The sequence below is a fragment of the Methylobacterium sp. V23 genome, assembly GCF_002917135.1.
Classification (GTDB): Bacteria; Pseudomonadota; Alphaproteobacteria; order Rhizobiales; family Beijerinckiaceae; genus Methylobacterium.
The window spans coordinates 67792-87566 of sequence record NZ_PDHT01000009.1; the positions used below are offsets into that span (position 1 = coordinate 67792).

At 65.9% G+C, this 19775-nt stretch carries 17 protein-coding genes; 6 read left to right on the forward strand and 11 right to left on the reverse strand.

Annotation, left to right across the window (positions count from 1 at the left end):
- The first annotated feature begins 1 nt into the window (after nt 1).
- A complete protein-coding gene (locus CRT23_RS10695; protein WP_055957965.1) occupies nt 2–2245 on the forward strand; it encodes a bifunctional (p)ppGpp synthetase/guanosine-3',5'-bis(diphosphate) 3'-pyrophosphohydrolase in 2244 nt (747 codons plus the stop codon).
- Nucleotides 2246–2659: 414 nt separating this feature from the next.
- Nucleotides 2660–3334 carry an NYN domain-containing protein gene (locus CRT23_RS10700; RefSeq protein ID WP_103709666.1) on the forward strand — a complete coding sequence of 225 codons (675 nt, stop codon included), beginning with the start codon at nt 2660–2662 and terminating at the stop codon, nt 3332–3334.
- A 318-nt stretch (nt 3335–3652) separates the two neighbouring features.
- On the opposite strand, the gene smpB is transcribed toward CRT23_RS10700, so the two are convergent.
- Together smpB and dapA are read right to left on the reverse strand one after the other, a co-directional pair.
- Entirely contained in the window at nt 3653–4126 is a 474-nt protein-coding gene (gene smpB, locus CRT23_RS10705; protein ID WP_055957959.1) for an SsrA-binding protein SmpB, read from the reverse strand.
- Nucleotides 4127–4208: 82 nt separating this feature from the next.
- The gene (dapA, locus tag CRT23_RS10710) at nt 4209–5108 is read right to left on the reverse strand and encodes a 4-hydroxy-tetrahydrodipicolinate synthase (RefSeq protein WP_103709667.1); all 900 of its coding nucleotides are present in this window, start codon (nt 5106–5108) and stop codon (nt 4209–4211) included.
- 187 nt (nt 5109–5295) lie between these two features.
- Between dapA and CRT23_RS10715 the strand changes: the two genes are divergently transcribed.
- From CRT23_RS10715 to CRT23_RS10725, 3 genes are all read left to right on the forward strand, one after another.
- Nucleotides 5296–7566 carry a lytic transglycosylase domain-containing protein gene (locus CRT23_RS10715; RefSeq protein ID WP_103709668.1) on the forward strand — a complete coding sequence of 757 codons (2271 nt, stop codon included), beginning with the start codon at nt 5296–5298 and terminating at the stop codon, nt 7564–7566.
- 68 nt (nt 7567–7634) lie between these two features.
- Nucleotides 7635–8393: a molybdopterin-binding protein gene (locus CRT23_RS10720; RefSeq protein ID WP_103709669.1), complete on the forward strand. Its 759-nt coding sequence runs from the start codon at nt 7635–7637 to the stop codon at nt 8391–8393.
- A 71-nt stretch (nt 8394–8464) separates the two neighbouring features.
- A complete protein-coding gene (locus tag CRT23_RS10725) occupies nt 8465–9310 on the forward strand; it encodes a formate/nitrite transporter family protein (RefSeq protein ID WP_055957948.1) in 846 nt (281 codons plus the stop codon).
- Nucleotides 9311–9317: 7 nt separating this feature from the next.
- Here the strand turns inward: CRT23_RS10725 and CRT23_RS10730 are convergent, their stop codons facing one another.
- Together CRT23_RS10730 and CRT23_RS10735 are read right to left on the reverse strand one after the other, a co-directional pair.
- On the reverse strand, nt 9318–9536 hold the full coding sequence (locus CRT23_RS10730; protein WP_103709670.1) for a hypothetical protein: 219 nt from the start codon (nt 9534–9536) through the stop codon (nt 9318–9320).
- 131 nt (nt 9537–9667) lie between these two features.
- The gene (locus CRT23_RS10735) at nt 9668–9847 is read right to left on the reverse strand and encodes a hypothetical protein (protein ID WP_055957941.1); all 180 of its coding nucleotides are present in this window, start codon (nt 9845–9847) and stop codon (nt 9668–9670) included.
- Between the two features lie 230 nt (nt 9848–10077).
- Here CRT23_RS10735 and CRT23_RS10740 point away from each other — a divergent pair, with 230 nt between their 5' ends.
- Nucleotides 10078–10962, forward strand: coding sequence for an outer membrane beta-barrel protein (locus CRT23_RS10740; RefSeq protein ID WP_055957938.1), 885 nt, complete (start codon nt 10078–10080; stop codon nt 10960–10962).
- Nucleotides 10963–11067: 105 nt separating this feature from the next.
- Here CRT23_RS10740 and CRT23_RS10745 read toward each other — a convergent pair whose 3' ends face one another.
- The 7 genes from CRT23_RS10745 to CRT23_RS10775 all read right to left on the reverse strand — a co-directional run bounded on the left by CRT23_RS10745 (nt 11068) and on the right by CRT23_RS10775 (nt 19671).
- Entirely contained in the window at nt 11068–11502 is a 435-nt protein-coding gene (locus CRT23_RS10745; RefSeq protein ID WP_055957935.1) for a heme-binding protein, read from the reverse strand.
- Between the two features lie 220 nt (nt 11503–11722).
- Nucleotides 11723–12697, reverse strand: a complete 975-nt coding sequence (locus CRT23_RS10750; RefSeq protein WP_055957932.1) for a CoA ester lyase — start codon at nt 12695–12697, stop codon at nt 11723–11725.
- Nucleotides 12698–12827: 130 nt separating this feature from the next.
- Nucleotides 12828–15587 (reverse strand): phosphoenolpyruvate carboxylase, encoded by a 2760-nt coding sequence (locus CRT23_RS10755; protein ID WP_103709671.1) that lies wholly within the window; start codon nt 15585–15587, stop codon nt 12828–12830.
- A 231-nt stretch (nt 15588–15818) separates the two neighbouring features.
- A complete protein-coding gene (gene sucD, locus CRT23_RS10760) occupies nt 15819–16712 on the reverse strand; it encodes a succinate--CoA ligase subunit alpha (RefSeq protein WP_103709672.1) in 894 nt (297 codons plus the stop codon).
- Nucleotides 16713–16732: 20 nt separating this feature from the next.
- Nucleotides 16733–17923, reverse strand: coding sequence for a malate--CoA ligase subunit beta (locus CRT23_RS10765; protein WP_055957924.1), 1191 nt, complete (start codon nt 17921–17923; stop codon nt 16733–16735).
- A 240-nt stretch (nt 17924–18163) separates the two neighbouring features.
- Entirely contained in the window at nt 18164–18805 is a 642-nt protein-coding gene (gene fchA / locus CRT23_RS10770) for a methenyltetrahydrofolate cyclohydrolase (RefSeq protein WP_103709673.1), read from the reverse strand.
- A 5-nt stretch (nt 18806–18810) separates the two neighbouring features.
- Nucleotides 18811–19671: an NADP-dependent methylenetetrahydromethanopterin/methylenetetrahydrofolate dehydrogenase gene (locus CRT23_RS10775; protein ID WP_055957917.1), complete on the reverse strand. Its 861-nt coding sequence runs from the start codon at nt 19669–19671 to the stop codon at nt 18811–18813.
- Nucleotides 19672–19775: the final 104 nt, after the last annotated feature.

Below are 19775 nucleotides of genomic sequence, written 5' to 3' on the forward strand. Positions count from 1 at the left end.
GATGATGCGCCAATATGAACTTGTCGAGCGGGTGAAGCGCTACAATCCCGCCGCGAACGAGGCCCTGCTGAACCGCGCCTACGTCTATGCCATGCGCGCCCACGGCACCCAGAAGCGGGCCTCGGGCGACCCCTTCTTCGCTCACCCCCTCGAAGTCGCCGCGATCCTCACGGACCTCCGGCTCGACGACGCCACGATCGTGGCAGCCGTGCTGCACGATACGGTGGAGGATACGGCTGCCACCCTCGACGAGATCCGCGAACTCTTCAGTCCCGAGATTGGTGCCCTCGTCGACGGGCTGACCAAGCTGAAGCGCCTCGACCTCGTGTCGAAGCGGGCGGCACAGGGAGAGAATTTTCGAAAACTGCTCCTGGCGGTGGCGGCCGACGTTCGCGTGCTCCTCGTCAAGCTCGCCGACCGGCTACACAACATGCGCACGCTCCACCACATGCGGGCGGACAAGCGCGAACGCATCGCTCAGGAGACTCTCGACATCTACGCGCCGCTCGCCGGACGCATGGGCATGCAGGAATTGCGCGAGGAACTCGAGGATCTCGCGCTCCGCAACCTCAAGCCGGAGATCTACGCCACCATTGACCAGCGGCTCACCGATCTTTCCGCCAAATCGGAACGCCTCGTCGAAAGCATCGAGCACGATCTGACCGCCAAGCTCGCCGCGCAGGGCATCAAGGCCGTCGTCACGGGGAGGCAGAAGCGGCCCTACTCCATCTCGGCCAAGATGGAGCGCAAGTCAGTCGCCTTCGAGCAATTGTCCGACATCTTCGGTTTCCGTGTCGTCGTCGAGACCCTGGCCGATTGCTACGGTGCTCTCGGCGTCGTTCACACCAGCTGGCCGATGGTCCCAGGCCGGTACAAGGACTACATCTCGACGCCGAAGCAGAACGATTACCGCTCGATTCACACCACGGTGATCGGCCCGAAGAGCCAGCGCGTCGAACTGCAGATTCGCACGGCCGCGATGGATGAGATCGCCGAATACGGTATCGCCGCCCATGCTCACTACAAGGAGAGCGGCGGCAAGGACGACATTGGCGGCGGGCATCCCCGCCTAGCCACCGAGAGCGGCGCCTATCAGTGGCTGCGTCGCACCATCGAACTTCTGGCCGAGGGCGACAGCCCGGAAGAATTCCTGGAGCACACGAAGCTCGAGCTCTTCCAGGACCAGGTATTCTGCTTCACGCCGAAAGGGCGCCTGATCGCCCTCCCCCGCGGCGCGACCCCGATCGACTTCGCCTACGCCGTTCACACGGATGTCGGGAACACGGCGGTCGGCGCCAAGATCAACGGCCGCATGGCACCGCTGCTGCACGAACTCGTCAACGGTGACGAGGTCGAGATCGCCCGCTCGGACGGTGCATCCCCCCCGGCAGCATGGGAATCCCTGGTGGTCACCGGCAAAGCGCGCTCCGCGATCCGGCGTGCGACGCGCTCGGCTGTCCGGCGCCAATATGCCGGCCTGGGGCGCCAGATCCTTGATCGTGCCTTCGAGCGGGCGGCCAAGAGCTTCTCGGAGGACAAGCTGCGCGGGGCGCTGCCCCGTCTCGCCCGGCAGAGCACCGAGGACGTCTTCGCCGCCGTCGGACGAGGCGAGATGTTCTCCGGCGACGTCGTGCGGGCTGTCTATCCAGACCACAAGGACGAGCGTCGCGGCGCGCCGGCACCGTTGCCGCAGCCGACCTCGACCGACGGAGCGGGGCGCCTCAGCCTGGCTAAGGATCAGACCATGCGCCTAACGTTCCCGGAAGGGAGAAGCGCAGAGCATGGCCGCTCGGACGGAATCCCGATCCGGGGTCTCGACAGCGACTTGCCGGTCAGCTTCGCGCCCATCGGTGGTGCTGTCCCGGGCGACCGCATCGTCGGCATTCTGACCCCGGGCGTCGGCGTCACGATCTACCCGATCCAATCGGCGGCCCTCGCCGACTTCGACAACGAGCCCGACCGCTGGCTCGATGTGCGCTGGGACGTCGAGGCCGGGACAAGCGAGCGCTTTCCGGCACGCCTCGCCCTGCAATCGATCAACGAGCCGGGTGTCCTCGCACAGATCGCCCAGGTCATCGCCGATCATGACGGCAATATCGACAATGTCTCGATGAAGCGAAAGACGCAGGACTTCACGCAGATCGTAATCGATCTCTCCGTTTGGGACCTGAAGCACCTGAACGCCATCATCTCTGAGCTTCGTGGAAAGCGGACGGTGAACAAAGTCGAGCGCGTCAACGGCTGAGCTGGACGGAGGAAAAGGCGTCAGCGCTAAACTCGCAGTGACAAGGCGTCCGCTCATTGCCCCGCCCTCGACGAGGCGCCCGCGGGAGGCAGCATCCCGCTTCGCGAGCGCTGGCTTGCGAAGAATCCGCTACGACCGCCGCCGGCAGTTGCGATTCGGAAAATAAACCTGCGTAGATTGTTGTCGGATTTCCCTCATATCAGGCCAAAGTTGACTTTTTCGGTGATACGCCTTTAAACAATCATAAGGTATTTCAGTCACAAAGCTTTGTTGCGCGATCAATCTGTTCTTTTTTGCTTCAGTCTCATTCTGAGCATTTAATACGAAACCGAGAAGCAAGTAGCAGCTTCGGTGGCGTCTATCATTCCTCCGAAAAATATTCGTTTTTTATCCTCCTCTTAAGCGGGTCACCACATGAGCGCACAACAGCGCAGCGCCTTGTTTATCGATGGCGCGAATCTTTATGCAGCAACCAAGGCGCTCGGGTTCGATATCGATTACAGGCGTCTTCTACGGGAATTCCAGTCGAGAGACGCGCTTCTTCGAGCCTTTTATTATACGGCTATTGTTGAAGATCAGGAATATTCGTCCATTCGGCCGCTGATCGACTGGCTCGATTACAACGGCTTCCGCGTCGTCACCAAGCCTGCAAAGGAATTCGTCGACTCGATGGGTCGGCGGAAGGTGAAGGGCAACATGGATATCGAGTTGGCGATCGACGCGCTCGAACTCGCCTCCCATATCGACCATATGGTGCTCTTCTCCGGCGACGGGGATTTCCGGTCCCTGGTCGAGGCGATGCAGCGCCGCGGCGTTCGCGTGACGGTCGTCAGCACGATTCAGACGCAGCCCGCGATGATCGCGGACGACCTGCGCCGGCAGGCCGACGAATTCATGGATCTTGCGCAACTGGCCTCGCGGATCGGCCGCGATCCTGGCGAGCGTGGTTCGCGCGCCCCGGACAACCGGCATTCCGGTGACACAGCGACCCGTTTCCGCGGCGAGACGCCGGAGCGATCTCCGCGACCGAGTCCCGCCCTGGAAAGCCGCTATGGCATTCGTCAAAATGACGAGGTCGTCGAGCCCTGAAACGCCGGGAAACCGGCGCCTGAGGTAGAGACGGAACGTTGAGGCCGGGCGGTCACGTTGCCCGGCCTCATTCATACCGACACTGCCCTGCCTGGGAGAGCCGTCTCGCCCGACACGCAGCGGGGTGTTCGGACCGCTGCACTGCGTGCCCCCCGTTCCGGCCAATGTCGGTGCGGGTTCGCCGTCGTGGCGATTGTCCGTCGATCGCTTCGGGGCTCTCGGATCATACCCTGGCTGTCGGAGAAACGATCGGCATTCAGGCCCGCGGACGCCCCCTGCGACCGGAGTGCTCCCTCAGCCTGCGAATAACCCTCGCCCTCAGCCCTTGTCGCGCATGATGCGGGCGCGGTCGCGCTGCCAATCGCGCTCCTTCGAGGCTTCGCGCTTGTCGTGCAGCTTCTTACCCCGGCCGAGTCCAAGTTCGATCTTTGCGCGGCCGCGTTCATTGAAATAGATCTTCAGCGGAACGACGGTGAAGCCCTCGCGCTGGGTGGCGCCGATCAGCTTGTTGATCTGCTTCCGATGGAGCAAGAGCCGGCGCGGCCGCTTGGTCTCATGGTTGAAGCGGTTTGCTTCGACATATTCCGGGATGTACGCGTTGAAGAGCATCAGATCGGTGCCGGACGGACCGGCGTAAGCCTCCCCGATCGTCGCCTTGCCTTTGCGCAGGGATTTGACCTCGGTCCCCGTCAGGGCGAGTCCCGCCTCGAGCGTGTCGGTAATCTCATAATGGTAGCGGGCGGCGCGATTATCGGCGACGACGCGGCGGTTCGATTCGGGTTTGGGAGCCATCACAACGTCGGGTCAGGCCGGTCGCGCCATCGCGACCGGGCCGAGGGATATGGTTCTGCGCGGACTGCTTTGCCAGTCTGGCTCAAGCGTCGAGCAGACCCGCGTGTCGCAAGGCGGCGTCGACCAGCGCTTTCGTCTCAGCGCTCACGGTGAGAAGCGGCAGCCGCACCTCGTCGGTCATCAGGCCGAGCCGCGCGAGGGCGTACTTCACCGGCGACGGGTTCGGCTCCACAAACATGCTGGCGTGCAACGGCATCAGCCGGTCCTGGATCTGGAGCGCCTTGGCGTAGTCGCCACCCAAGGTCGCCTCCTGGAGCTCGGCGCAGAGTCGCGGCGCGACGTTCGACACCACCGAGATGCAGCCGCGGCCGCCATGGGCGTTGAACCCGAGCGCCGTCGCATCTTCGCCCGAAAGCTGGATGAAGTCTTCGCCCATGGCCTGGCGCTGGAGGCTGACCCGGTCGAGCTTGGCCGTGGCGTCCTTCACACCGGCAATATTCTTGAGTTCGTACAGGCGCGCCATCGTTTCGACGCTCATATCGACGATGGAGCGCCCGGGAATGTTGTAGAGGATGATCGGAATGCCGATGGCGTCGTTCACGGCCTTGAAATGCGCGTAGAGGCCGGCCTGGGTCGGCTTGTTGTAGTACGGCGTGACCACCAGCACGGCATCCGCTCCTGCCTTCTCGGCGTGGCGAGCGCGCTCTACCGCCTCGGCGGTGGAATTGGAGCCGGCACCGGCGATCACAGGCACGCGGCCGTGGGCCTCCTCGATGCAGATCTCGACTACGCGGTCGTGCTCGGCATGACTCAAGGTCGGGCTTTCGCCGGTGGTGCCGGTGGGAACGAGCCCGTGGATACCCTCAGCGATCTGCCAGTTCACGAACTTGCGAAAGGCTGCCTCGTCGAAGGCGCCGTCCTTGAACGGAGTCACGAGGGCGGACATCGCGCCCCTGAGGCGTCGTGTGGAGGTCTCGGTCATCCTGGCGTTCCCAGCCGTCGGTCTCGTCATGCGCCGGTTGTCCGGCAGCGGCACCGCTTCGCGCGGACGGGCAGACATAGGCTCTCGTCCGCACCGGCGCAAACGCTGCGTTCATGGGGTTAATGCCTTCTTAATGCCCTTCGGGTGAGCTTGAAGGTCTGTCCACGGTGATGGGACTGGAAGAACCATGGTGTTCTCGACGCAACGCGCAGCCCTGATGCTGGCTCTGAGCCTCGTGTCGGCCGGAGCGCTCGCGGCCTCCGCCGGACTGGACGGCGACGCGCCGAGCCTTCGCCCGGCCAGCGACGCGGTCGCTCCGTCGTCCGCCTTGCCCGAGGCCAAGGTCGCAGATCCCATCGCGGCCGATGCTCTCAAGATCGAGGCGAAGACTCCGGAAGCCGCTCCCAGCCAGGGTCTGCCCCCTGCGGCCAAGGCCTATGCCTCGGCTGATCCTGAGGCCGCCATCGCCTTTCCGCTGCCCGACGCAGCCGTGTCACCGGCCGCGCCCGTCCCGGAGGTCATGGATCCGGCACGCGCGGCACAAGCGGCGCCCGACGTCGATCTTCCCGCTCTGCGGCAGGCGATCGATGCGTATCGCAAAGGCCGCGTTTCGGACGGCGATCGCCTGCGGGACGCCTTCGCGGACCCCGCCGCGCGCGCACTTCTCGAATGGGTTGCGATCCGGGCCGGTGCCGGCATCGGTTTCGACCGCACCGTCGCTTTCACGCGCAGCAATCCCGACTGGCCGGCCGGCCCCCTGCTCCGCCGCCGCGCCGAGGAGGCCCTGCTCACCGAACGCAGGAACTCCACCACGGTGCGGGCCTTCTTCGCCGCCTCGCGGCCGGCCAGCGCGCCGGGCAAGTTCGCCCTGGCGCTGGCCCTCCGGGCCGACGGCCTCGACGAGGACGCCGCCGTTCTCGTGCGCGACCTGTGGCGCTCGGAAACCTTCGGCCGGAACCTCGAGACGAAGGTTCTCGAGGCTTTCCCAACGGTCCTGACCCGGATCGACCACCGCTTCCGCATGGAGCGCGCCCTCCTGAAGGAGGATTATGACAGCGCTGGACGGGCGGCGACCCTGGCCGGGGGCAGCTACGCGACCCTGGTCCGCGCCCGTCGGGCCGTGGAAGACAAGAGTTCGGCCGCACCGGCCGCCCTCAATGCGGTACCGCCGTCGCTACGCGGCGACTCGTCCTACATCCTGTCCCGAGCGCAGTACCTGCGCCGGCACGACAAGTTCGTGGAGGCGGCAGCGGTCCTCGCCACCGCACCCGCTCATCCCGATGTGCTGGTGGACGGCGACGAGTGGTGGGTCGAGCGCCGGATCGTCGCCCGCAAGCTCATCGATGCCAACGACCCGGTCGCTGCCTACGCGGTGGCGCGCGCACCCTGTGCCCGCACTGTCGAGAAGCGGATCGAGGCCGAGTTCCACGCGGGCTGGATCGCCTTGCGCTTCCAGGACGATGCTGCGAAGGCGGCGCAGCACTTCGCCGAGGCCGCCCGGATTGCCGAAACGCCGATCTCGCTCGCCCGGACTGCCTATTGGCAGGGCCGCGCCGCGGAAGCCTTGGGCCAGGCGGAGGCCGCGAAGACCTTCTACGAGCGCGCCGCGCTCCAGCCCATCGCGTATTATGGACAGCTGGCGCGGACGAAGCTCGGACGATCCAGCCTGTCCCTGCGCAGCATTCCCGGCCTCGACGCCGCCCAACAGGCTGCCTTCGACCAGCGTCTTTACGTCCGCGCCCTGAAGATGCTGGAGGCTGCAGCGATCCGCGACCTCGCACTGCCGCTCTACATCGACAGCGCGAACCGCCTCACGGATGCGGCCGAACTCGAGGCGCTCGGCAACGTCGCCGCCGAACAGCGCAACTCCCGCGCCCTCGTCGCCATCGGCAAGATCGCGGTGCAGCGCGGCCTGCCGCTCGATGCCCATGCCTACCCGACGATCGGCATCCCGAACTACGAGGCCTCCGCCGCCGTGCCCCTGGTCGAGAAAGCGATGGTCTATGCCATCGCCCGGCAGGAGAGCCAGTTCGACCCGCAGGCGCAGTCCAGCGTCGGTGCCCGCGGTCTCATGCAGATGATGCCCGCCACCGCCCAGCGTACGGCGCGCCGGGTGAGTGCCAGCTTTGACCCTGAACGTCTGACCAGCGACCCCGCCTACAATGCCCGCCTCGGTCAGGCCCATCTCGGTGAGTTGATGGAGGATTGGCGCGGCTCGTACATCCTCGCTTTCGCCTCCTACAATGCCGGTGGCGGCAACGTGAAGAAGTGGATCGACGCGTACGGCGATCCGCGCAAGGGCGGAGTCGACCCCATCGACTGGGTCGAGCGCATCCCGTTCACCGAGACGCGCAACTACGTCCAGCGGGTGATGGAGAATCTACAGGTCTACCGCAATCGCCTTGACGGCAAGAGCGCCCTCCTTATCGACGGCGACCTTCAGCGCGGGGCACGCTGAGGACGCGTGGTCAGGCGGGGCTCGCCGCGCTACTTGGCAGGGACCCTCCCGCTTGCCCCGGATCCGCCGTGCCTGAACCGACCGAAACCGCCGCCGTCACCGCCGCCGTCCTGGTCATCGGTGACGAAATCCTGTCCGGGCGCACCAAGGACAAGAACATCGGCACGATCGCGGACTACTGCAGCGCCGTCGGCATCGACCTGAAGGAAGTGCGCATCGTACCCGACGAGGCCGATCGCATCGTCGCCGCCATCAATGCCCTTCGGGATTCCTACACCTATCTCTTCACCACCGGCGGTATCGGTCCAACGCACGACGACATCACCGCCGACTGCGTCGCCGCGGCCTTCGGCGTCGCGATCGACGTCGATCCGCGCGCGAAGGCGATGCTGCTGGAGCGCCACAAGCCCGAGGATCTGAACGAGGCGCGCCTGCGCATGGCGCGCATCCCGGACGGGGCCGACCTCATCGCCAACCCGATCTCCAAGGCGCCGGGCTTCCGCATCGGCAACGTCATCGTCATGGCGGGCGTGCCGGGGATCATGCAGGCGATGCTCGACAATGTCGGACCGACACTGGTGACCGGCGTCAAGGTGCTGTCGGAGACGATCGAGGCCGGCAACCTGCCTGAGGGCACTTATGCGAGCGGTCTCGCAACCATCGCCAAGGCCCACCCGAAGGTCTCGATCGGCTCCTATCCGTCGATGACGCCGAACGGTTTTGCCAATCGCATCGTGGTGCGCGGCCGGGAAGCCTCAGCGCTGGCCGCCGCCCGGGCTGAGGTGGACGCGCTCGTCGACCGCTTGCGCGGCGGCGCGCCCGCCTGAACAACCCCAGCCCCGGTCCGCTTCCATCCAAGCGACCCCTTTCCATGCGGGCGACACCGGGAGCGGATACGATGGCCGATGAGCGCGAGGACGGGTCCGATCCGAAAGCCGCGGCCGTCGCGGAAATCGGACGTCCCGACGCCTTCGTCCTCCACGAGGTCATCCGGCTCGAGGGCGATGAAGAGCTGCGGCGTCGGGGTAGCGCACTCCTCCTGTCGGCCATCGCCGCGGGCCTCACCATGGGCTTCTCCCTGATCGTGCCGGGTGTGCTGAAGACCCACCTGCCCGAGGCGCCCTGGACCAGCTTGATCACGAGTCTCGGCTACGCCACCGGCTTCCTCATCGTCATCCTGGGACGCCAGCAACTGTTCACCGAGAACACCGTGACGCCGATCCTGCCGCTGTTGCATGACCGCAGTCGGTCGACGCTTTGGCGGGTCCTGCGGCTCTGGGGAATCGTGCTGACCGGCAATATCGCGGCGACGGCCGTCATCGCGGCGGTGCTTGCCTATTCGGACGCTTTCGCGCCGGGTGTTCATACCGCCTTCGCGGCGCTCAGCCACCACGCCGTCGCCTCGGGCTTCGGTACCACGGTGATCAAGGCCGTCTTCGCCGGTTGGCTCATCGCCCTGCTGGTGTGGATGCTGCCGGCAACGGGATCGGCGGCCGCCTTGGTGATCATCCTCATCACCTGGCTCGTCTCGATGTGCGATCTCAGCCACATCGTCGCCGGCTCGGTCGACACGTTCTATCTCGTGTTTTCCGGCCAAGCGACGATGGTCGACTATGCGTGGCGCTTCTTCCTGCCGACCTTGATCGGGAACGTTTTCGGCGGAACCGCCCTGGTGGCGGTTCTGAACTTCGGGCAGGTCGCGCCGGAGGTCGAGGAGCAAAAAGCCTCCGACGGCGAGGTGTGAGCCGTCCCTACGCGTCTCGATCGGGCCGACCGCGGACGTAGCCGTGGGAAATCAGGCGATCGCGGCGCAGGGTCCGACGCTCGGCTTCGCACAGGTCGGTCAGAGCATCGGCCACCGCACGATGGAGGGCAAGGATCGCATCGCCGTCGGCCTCTTCCAGATAGGCGGCCACGATCGCCTCCGCCGGCGCGATCCAGGCAGGCGCGGGGGTGGGACGAGACTGCATCGGCGATCCTGATCGAGAACATAATAGGAACATGCGTCCGAAGTCTCGCAACGGTCAACGGGGCTGCCGAGCTTTTCCCAAGCCTCCCGCCTTCTCTTGCGCCGGCACACGCAGAGGTGCCGGCGCTGAAATCATGCCCGGATCAAGGTCTTGCCTTTGACGGCTGCCGCGAGGGCTTTCAGGTTACGGTTGAGATCCGCAATCTCATTCAGGGCAATCGTCTTGTGGCCGTCCTTGACCGCGCGCTCGATGTCGCTGACCTGATCGGTGGCGATGCGCTTCAGTTCTGCGGCGAGCTGGTCCCGTGTCATCGTCGCTCCTGTCACGGCTGGAGGGGTGCCGGATCGGAGTAGCGCAACGTGCTTAACCGGCCGTTGTCACCCGCCGTGGCGCGCCACGGGTCGCACTCCGACGCACGGTCCGACCGAATTTCGTACGCCACCTGACGCTTCCGAAGCAGGTGTGGCTTGTGGGGCATAGTCGGCTTGGACAACCGCGAGTAGCTTGACGGCAACTCTCCGACCCTGGGACAGACACCCCGATGATTGCAAAGACTTTCCTGGCTGGCCTCGCGTCGCTCGCCGCCATCGGCGCAGCAAATGCCGCCGACCTTCCGCGCCGTCAGGCGCCGCCGCCGGTCTTCGTGCCGGTGCCGGTCTTCACCTGGACCGGTTTGTACGTGGGAACGCACAGCTCCTACACCTTCAGCGACAACCAGACCATTCGCACCATTGGTAACAATGATGCTACGGGCGGTCTGACCGACACCCGCCTCAACGTGGCCCGCGAGCGTCGTCCCTCGAGCTTCAAGGCCGAGCAGGACGGCATCGGCAACATCGGCGGCGGCATCGGGTATAACTACCAGTTCACCCCGGGCTCCGGCTTCGTCGTCGGCGCCGAGGCCGACGTGACCTGGACCGATATCGGCAAGCGTCGTGACTATTTCAGCGCTCCCAGCGTGTTCAACGGCGGTGTTCCTGACCCGAGCAGCTTCCGGAACCGCCTGAACTACCTCGGCACTGTGCAGGGCCGCCTCGGCTACGCCTTCGACCGGTTCCTAGTCTACGGGACCGGCGGCTTCGCCTACGGCGAGGTCAAGTATCAGGCCGACTTCTTCAACGGTGCCAACCAGCTCGCCTACCTGGGCCGCTACAAGGGCATGGAGACGGGCTACGTCTACGGCGGCGGCATCGAGTACGCGATCCCCACCGACAGCTTCCTGAACCGCTTCAACTTCATCGGCGGTCTCATCGGCGCCAGCGCCATCACGCTGAAGGCCGAGTACCTCCGCTACGACCTCGGCAGCCGCAACGTCCTCGTGAACACGACCGGCCTGACCGCCGCGACCGGCTCGTACACCTCGCGCTTCAACACCGAGGGCAACCTGATCAAGGCCGGCTTCAACTACAAGTTCGGCTCCCTCTAAGGTCCGATCCGGCGGCCCTCATGGGCCGCCGCCTTCGAAGGTCGCACGGAAAAGCCCCGCTCTCGCGAGCGGGGCTTTTCCGTGTTGGAAGGGCAATCGAGCGGGTCAGGTCCGCCAGGGATGCGCCGGCAGCTCCGTCGAGCCGATGCAGCTTGCGCCGGCCAGCGCCACTGCGTGGTCGTTCTCCACCGTCGATCCGCTGACGCCGATCGCTCCAGACATCTCGCCGTCCTGATCCACGATCGGGATGCCGCCCGGGAAGGTGATCAGACCGTCGTTCGAGTGCTCGATTCCGTAGAGCGGTCCGCCCGGCTGCGAGAGCTGGCCGATCTGACCCGTCATCATGCCGAAGAACACGGAGGTCTTCGCCTTCTTGTGCGAGATGTCGATCGAGCCGACCCAGGCGCCGTCCATCCGGTAGAAGGCCTTCAGGTTACCGCCGGAATCCACGACGGCGATGCACATCTGCGTGCCGAGTTCCACGGCCTTCGCGCGAGCGGCCTCGATGGCCTTGTGCGCGTCTTCGATGGTCACGTGCATGATGGGATCTCCCTGGATACCTGGTGAGGGTCTTGTGTCATGCGCCCGCCGATCGGCTTCATCTTGCACGTTTGCCGCAACGCTTGCCGCTGGCGGGCATGGGCTAACGGATGACGGGCGGTCTTGGTGCCGGTCACTCCGAGGACCGGCCGCCAAACAAAAGGGCCGCCCCCACAGGGGCGGCCGAGTTGCGGGTTTCGTCAGGCGTCGTGCCGAGGCGTCAGCTCGCCGCCATCGCATTGGCCTTCTCGATCAGCGCTTCGGCCATACGGATCGAGGCGATGTCGATGAGGCGGCCGTCGAGGGAGACGGCGCCCTTGCCGGCCTTGGCGGCCTCTTCCATGGCCGCCAGAATGCGGCGGGCCTTGTCGACCTCGGCCGCCGAGGGGGTGAACACCTCGTTGGCTAGATCGATCTGCGAGGGGTGGATCGCCCACTTGCCTTCGAAGCCGAGGGCGGCGCAGCGGCGGGCGGCGGAGATGTAGCCGTCCGGATCGGAGAAGTCGCCGAAGGGACCATCGATCGGGCGCAGGCCATAGGCGCGGCAGGCAACCATCATGCGGGCCTGGGCGAAGAGCCACGGGTCCTGCCAATGGGTCTCGCGGTTGCCGGACTCGTCCTTGTCGGTAAGGACCGAATAATCCTTGTTCACGCCGCCGATGACGGTGGAGCGAGCGCGGGTCGAAGCCGCGTAATCGGCCACGCCGAAGGACATCGCCTCGAGGCGCTTGGACGACTGGGCGATGGCTTCAACGTTCGCCATACCGAGAGCGGTCTCGATCAGGACCTCGAAGCCGATCTTCTTCTCGCGCTTCTTGGCCTGCTCGATCTGGGTCACCATGACGTCAATGGCGTAGACGTCCGCCGGCACGCCGACCTTGGGGATGAGGATCATGTCGAGGCGGGGGCAGGCCTCAACGATGTCGACGACGTCGCGGTACATGTAGTGGGTGTCGAGACCATTGATGCGGATCATCATGGTCTTGTTGCCCCAGTCGATCTCATTGAGCGCCTGGATGATGTTCTTGCGGGCCTGTTCCTTGTCGTCCGGCGCCACCGCATCCTCGAGATCGAGGAAGATGACGTCGGCCTTCGAGCTGGCCGACTTCTCCATGAACGTCGGGTTGGAGCCGGGGACGGCGAGTTCCGAGCGGTGAAGGCGCGGGGTCGCCTGCTGAATCAGGGTGAAGCTCATTGGGTATCCTTCCTGTTCGACGTCTTCTGGTTGTTCATGAGACCCGCATAACGGGACACCATACCGGGCGGGACGAACCCGCGTGTGAGACCGGGGGCCGTCGCGGGCCCGCGGGATCCTGACAAGGCCGTTATCCCGTGGCTCCGAAGCCCACGGCGATGCAATTGATCGAGAGCAGCAGGGCCGACTTCACCGCCTCGCGCTGGTCCTCATCCTCCTCGGAGCGGAATCGGCGCAGCAACTCGACCTGTTCCCGGCTGACCTGATTGATGGTCGGCAGGCGTCCGTTGAGGCGATCGCGGAAGAGCGGAAAACGTTCGGCGAGTTCGGTACCGCCGCTGACCCGGAGGGCCATCTCACGGGTAAGGGCGTACTCGGCCTCGATCAGCGGGAAGATGCTGTTGCGCGCACCCTCGTCGGGCACCAGCCCGGCGTAGTCGCGCGCGATCTCCAGATCGACCATCAGCAGCGTCTTCTCGACTTCGTCGAGAATGAGGCGGAACGGCTTCGATTCGGCGAAGAGCCGCTGCAGCTGCGCCTCGCCCTGCTTGCCGCGCACGTCGAGGAAACTCTTCAGCCCCGAGCCGACGCCGTACCAACCGGTGATCACGTGCCGATTCTGCGACCAGGCGAAGACCCAGGGGATCGCCCGAAGATCGGACAGCGAGCGCGCGCCGAAGCGGCGGGCGGGACGCGACCCGATGTTGAGGAGCGCGATCTCGTCCAGCGGGCTCGCGGCCCCGAAATAGGTCACGAGATCGGGGTGCTGGATCAGGTTGACGTAGGCCGCGCGCGAGGCGCCCGACAGGGCCTCCAGGCAGTCGTCGAACTCGCTGCGGGGCAGCTTGGCGGCCTCGCGCTCCGACTTCAGGGCGTGCTGGAAGACCGATGAGGCGAGAAGCTCCATCTGGTAGGCGGCGGTGCCCCGGTTGGCGTACTTGAACGAGACGACCTCGCCCTGTTCCGTGGTGCGGAAGCGGCCGTTGATCGAGCCGGGGGGCTGGGCCGCGATGGCACGGGCCGTCGGTGCCCCGCCGCGGCTCACGGAACCGCCGCGGCCGTGGAAGAAGGCGATCGGCACGCCCGAAGCCTTGCCGAGCTGGGTCAGCTTGTCCTGGGCCTTGTAGAGCTCCCAGTTCGAGGCAACGAAGCCGCCATCCTTGTTCGAGTCCGAGTAGCCGATCATGACCTCCTGCACGCCGCCCTGCCAGCGCGTGGACCGGCGCACGAGGGGGATCGAGAACAGCTCCTTCATGATGGCCGGAGCCGCACGCAGGTCGTCGATGGTCTCGAACAGCGGCACGATCGGCAGGCAGCAGATCTCGGTGCCGGCCGCGTCGAGGAAGTTACCCGCCTCCTTGGCCAGCAGGTAGGCGCCGAGAATGTCCTGCACCGAGCGGGTCATCGACAGGATGAACGAGCCGAAAGCCTCGCGGTCGAGCTGCTCGCGCATCTCGCCGACGAGCGCGAAGGTCTCCAGGGTCTCACGCGCATCGTCGGGCAGATCCTCAAAGCTGCGCTCGGTCGTCCGTGGCCGGGCCAGCTCCTCGATGATCCACTTCTTCCACTCGGGCGAGTCGACGTCCGGGGGCGTGCGGTTCTGACCGTTCGCCTGGATCCACAGGGCCTGCAGGGTCTTGGTGGTTCGGGTGGTGTTCTCGCGCAGGTCGAGGCGGACGGTGGAGAAGCGGAAGATCTCGACCATGCGCCGGACCGGGCGCACGAGATCGACGGCCAACGACGGGCACTTCGCGTCGGCCAGACCTTGCTCCAGGGTGCGCAGATCGTTGATGAGGCCGTCCGCGCTCGGATAGTCCGGCCCGGTCGAGCGCTGGCCCTTGTTGCGCAGGATCGTCGCCTCGAGCTTACGCAGGACGCAGGTGAGGAACTGCCGATAGGCCTCGCCCGGGTTCCTGTTGGCAATGGCGCGGCCGTCGCCGCTCTCGGTCAGCATCTGTGCCAAGGCCGCCCTGAAGGTCTCCGGCACCGGCAGCGAGCGCTCGGTCAGGGAGAGCGTGCGGCCCAGCGACGTGACGCCGTCGCGATAGCGCCGCAGGGAGGCGAGCGCGTTGCGCTGCAGGGTGGCGCGGGTGACGGACGAGGTCACATAGGGATTGCCGTCGCGATCGCCGCCGATCCAGGAGCCGAACTGGAAGAACGGCGGCACCTCGAACTTCTCGTCCGGATAATACTCCGCCAGGCTCTCCTCCAGGGAGTAAAGCACCTCCGGCAGCATCTCGAACAGCGTCTCGTCGAAGAAGTGCAGGCCCCAGGCGACCTCGCGCTCGACGGTGGCCTTCTCCAGGTGCAGCTCACCCGTCATCCAGACGAGTTCGATCTGGTCGCGCAGCTCGTTCATCAGGCCGTTGCGCTCGCGCTCGGTCCAGCGCGGCAGCTCCAACTCACGCAGCACGAGATAGATGCGGCGGAATTTCTCCAGCACCGTGACGCGCTTGCCCTCGGTGGGGTGCGCCGTGATCGTCGGACGGATCCGCAGATCCTTGAGGAGGGCGTGGATCTCCGGCGCCTTGATGCCGCTCGCCGCCGCATCGGCCAGGACGGCGCTGAAGCTGCCGCCCAACGCCTCGCGGCCCTTGGTGCGCTCGACCTGACGGCGCCGGCGCATGGCGGCGTTCTGCTCGGCGATGGAGAGCAGCTGGAACCAGATACCCTGCACCTGAAGCGCTCGCGCGAGGAGCTCGGGTGAGAATTCCGAGATGTTGGCCCGCCCGTGCAGCACGTCCTCAAGTTCGGGCTCGTGCCGGCGGGCCACGGCGAGCAGGGCGTGGAACAGGATGTCGAGGGCTTCCTTCGACGAAGTTCCCGTGATGACGGGGGGCGCGAAGGTGTGGTCGACGGCTCCGACCGGGGCGTGAAGGGTATCCGTCATCGAAGGCCACCTTGAAAGAAATTCTTCGCCGATCGACCGCGACGGAAGCGGGCAACGGATGGGTATGGGGTCCCGTGTGTGCCCTCGCCTCAAATCAGGCGAAGGATGCCCAGCATCCGGGTCGGGTTGGACCAAAGTCCTGCGAGAGGGGGCGCAGCTCCCCGAGAAAGGGCTCCCTCTCCGGGGCGCTTCGCCACCACCCTCCCTCACACGGAGGGAGGGTGTCGCGGATCAGGCCGCCAGCTTGCGCATCACCTGCGCCACCGTCGAGCCGAACTCGCCGGGGCTCGGGGCCACGGTCAGGCCGTAGGAACGCATAATCTCGGCCTTCTCGGCGGCCGAGTCGCCGGTGGCCGAGATGATCGCACCGGCATGACCCATGCGGCGACCTTTCGGAGCGGTGAGGCCGGCGACGAAGCCGACCACTGGCTTCGACATGTTCTCCTTGATCCAGGCCGAGGCCTCGGCCTCCTGGGGACCGCCGATCTCGCCGATCATCAGGACGGCCCGGGTGTCCGGGTCCTGCTCGAACAGGGCGAGGTGGTCGAGGAAGGACGAGCCGTTGATCGGATCGCCGCCGATACCCACCGAGGTGGAGATGCCGATACCCTCGGCCATCATCTGCGCGGCCGCCTCGTAGCCAAGCGTGCCGGAGCGCGAGATCACACCGACATTGCCCTTGAGGTAGATGTGACCGGGCATGATGCCGAGCATCGACTTGCCGGGCGAGATGATGCCGGCGCAATTCGGGCCGACCACCATGGTGCGACGCTCCTTGGGGTAGCGGCGCAGGTAGCGCTTCACCCGCATCATGTCTTGGGCCGGGATGCCGTCGGTGATCGAGCAGATCAGCGCGAGGCCGGCATCGGCCCCCTCCATGATGGCGTCGGCCGCGAAGGGCGGCGCGACGAAGGTGATCGAGGTGGTGGCTCCGGTGGCCTCGACGGCCTCCTTGACGGTGTTGAACACCGGGACACCCAGGTGGGTCTTGCCGCCCTTGCCGGGGGTGACGCCACCCACGACGTTGGAGCCGTACGCCATCATTTCCTTGGCGTGGAAGGTGCCCTTGTCGCCCGTGATGCCCTGGATCAGGATCGGGGTCTTCTCGTCGATCAGAATGCTCATGACGTATCCTCCCCTGCGTCTCAGTGGCTGGTCTTGGGGCTGTTCTTGGCCGCTTCGCAGGCCTGAACGGCCTTGGCGGCAGCATCCGAGAGGCTGTCGGCGGTGATGAGGTCGAGACCGCTCTCGGCCAGGATCTTCTGACCCGCCTCCACATTGGTCCCGGCGAGCCGGACCACGAGCGGCACGTCGATCTTCACCTCGCGCGCCGCCTGAATCACCCCCTGGGCGACCCAGTCGCAGCGGTTGATGCCGGCGAAGATGTTGACGAGGATCGCCTTCACGTTGCGGTCGGAGAGGACGAGGCGGAAGGCCGTCGCGACCCGGTCCGGCGAGGCGCCGCCGCCGACATCGAGGAAGTTCGCGGGCTCACCGCCCGCATGCTTGATCATGTCCATGGTGGCCATGGCGAGACCGGCCCCGTTGACGATGCAGCCGATCTCCCCCTCGAGCCCGATGTAGGAGAGGTTGTGCTCGGCGGCCTGGGCCTCGCGCGGATCACCCTGCGAGGGATCGTGCATGTCGGCGATGTTGCGCCGGCGGAACATGGCGTTGTCGTCGAAGGACATCTTGGCGTCGAGCGCCAGGACCCGGTCGTCCTTCGTGACGACGAGGGGGTTGATCTCCAGCATGGTGCCGTCGCAATCGCGGAACGCCCGGTAGGCGTTCATGATCGTCTTCACGGCCGCCGAGACCTGCTTGATGTTGAGGCCGAGCTGGAAAGCGATCTCGCGCGCCTGGAACTGCTGCAAGCCGACGGCCGGTTCGACCACGACCTGGATTAAAGCCTCGGGCTCGTTCGCGGCGATCTCCTCGATATCCATGCCGCCGCGCTGGGAAGCGATGACGCGGACGCGCTCCGCTTTCCGGTCGAGGACGTAGCCGAGGTAGAGTTCGCGCTCGAAGGGGTCTGCGGTCTCGACGTAGACGCGCTGCACCGGCTTGCCTTCGGGGCCGGTCTGCAGGGTCACAAGGCGCTTGCCGAGGAGATCCTTGGCGGCGTCACGGACCTCGTTGTAGGTCCGGCACAGCTTGATTCCGCCGGCCTTGCCGCGCGCGCCCGCGTGGATCTGGGCCTTGACCGCCCAGAAGGAGCCGCCGAGCTCCGTGGCTGCGTAGACGGCTTGATCGGCGCTGAAAGCCACTGCTCCCTTCGGAACCGCCACGCCGAAGCCGGCAAGCAGTTCCTTGGCCTGGTACTCGTGCACGTCCATGGGCGTTCTCCTCGGCGTTTCTTCCTTGCCGCGACTGTCTCGTAAATTTCACTTCACGGAAAGTGCTTTGCGACTTATATTTTTTTACAGTCTGTTTCACTCTGCCTTGAGGGACGTGAAACTGTATTCATTTTGCAGAAAAGCTGCCCCGATGGCGTCGGGAGCAGCTCTTGCTGTGGTGCGATACATACTTTGTCTTCGTGCGGTGCGAAACCCGCGCGGCACGAGTGGCCGAATGGCTCAGTTTACCTTCGCCTTCACGACCTCATAGATCGACTCGTTCAGCGAACCGGCCGAGCCCAGGAGGGTTTCGAGCTCGCCGAGACGCTCGTCTGCGAAGGCTCGGTCGTCCAGGCCCTTGGCGTTGACGTAGACGTTCAGCGCCGCGCTGCGGAGGCCGGCATGCGCCGACAGCACCGCGACGCCGGCATCCGAAATGACGTTGAGGTTGCCCTTGTCGGCGACGGTCTGCGCGAGGTCGATGACCTTGCGACAGGCGCGGCAGCAGGCGAGCGGCACGTCGGTGGCGACCTTGAGGGCAGCCTGGATCTTCTCCGCCCGTGCCGCCTTCTCCTCGTCGGTGACCTTGGGAAGCCCGTAAGCGCCCATCACGGCGTCGAATGCCTCGACGTCGTCGGCGATCATCCCGGTGAGTTCGGTACGCAGCGCCTCGGACTGACCGAGGATCTGCTTCAGCTCGTCTTCGACCTCGACGTACTTCTTTTTCCCGATGGTGAGATTGCAGACCATGCTCAGGAGGGCGGCACCCATGGCGCCGGAGATGGCGGCCGCGCCACCCCCGCCGGGGGTGGGCGCCGAACTGGCCAGACCGTCGAGGAAGGTCTGGATGGTCTCGTTGGCGGCGTTCTCTTTCGCGGCCATGGCGATCAGGCCATCTTCTTGGCGAGGGCGTAGATCGCCTCGGCGTCCAGCACCTGCTCGGTGTTGTCGAAGAGCTGACCGACGCAGGCGCGGTGCAGCTTCAGCTTGAGGCCGCCGATGCCGAGGGCGCCGAACACCTTCTTGCCGTGGCGGTCCTTGCCCTTGTCCATGGCTTCGATGCCGCCGAAGCCGAGGGGCGGCTGCGCATTGTAGTCGGCCACGAACTCGATGCTGGCCTCATCCTTCCAGGCGTCCTCGGGCAGGAGCTCGAGGCCGATCGCGCCGGCGGAGAACACGAGGTTCTGGCCCTTGACGATCTGCGCACGGGACGCCGCGTCGGGGGTCTCGGCGGCCTTGATGTTGACCTTGAAGCGGGTGTTGATCTGATCGGCGGCGGCCTGCGCCTTGTCGAGGGAGCGGCCGCACAGGATGACCTCGGCGCCTTCCTGGGCCAGGAGCGCGGCCGAGCGCATGCCGACGGGGCCGGTGCCGGCGAGTACCACGGCCTTCTTGCCCTGGAGCGAACCGGCTGCCTTCTGGACGAGGGCGACGCCCGCGGCCGCCGTGGTGTTCGAGCCGTTGGAATCGAGCATGATCGAGACGCGGAACGGGCCGAAGAAACGCTTCTTCACCGCCTCGAACACGGCCTCGCCGGCCGCCATGCTGCCGCCGCCGACGAAGATCGCCGTCGACTTCTTCTCGGAACCGCCGCGGGTGTAGATCGTGCCGTCGACGAGGGCGCCGACATTGTCCGGGGTGACGTTGCCGTAGCCGGTGATGTGATCCGCGCCGCCATCGTAGCCGACGACCACGTCGAACACGCTCGGGACGGCGTCGGTGTCGAATTGGAACAGCAGCTTCTTCATTGTCTCAGGATCCCTGTCGGTCCCGCGCTCGGCGCGGCTGGCGTTTGATCTCGGTTTGGTCGATCGCTTCGGCGATCACGATGCGCCCCCGCGACGGTGGGGAG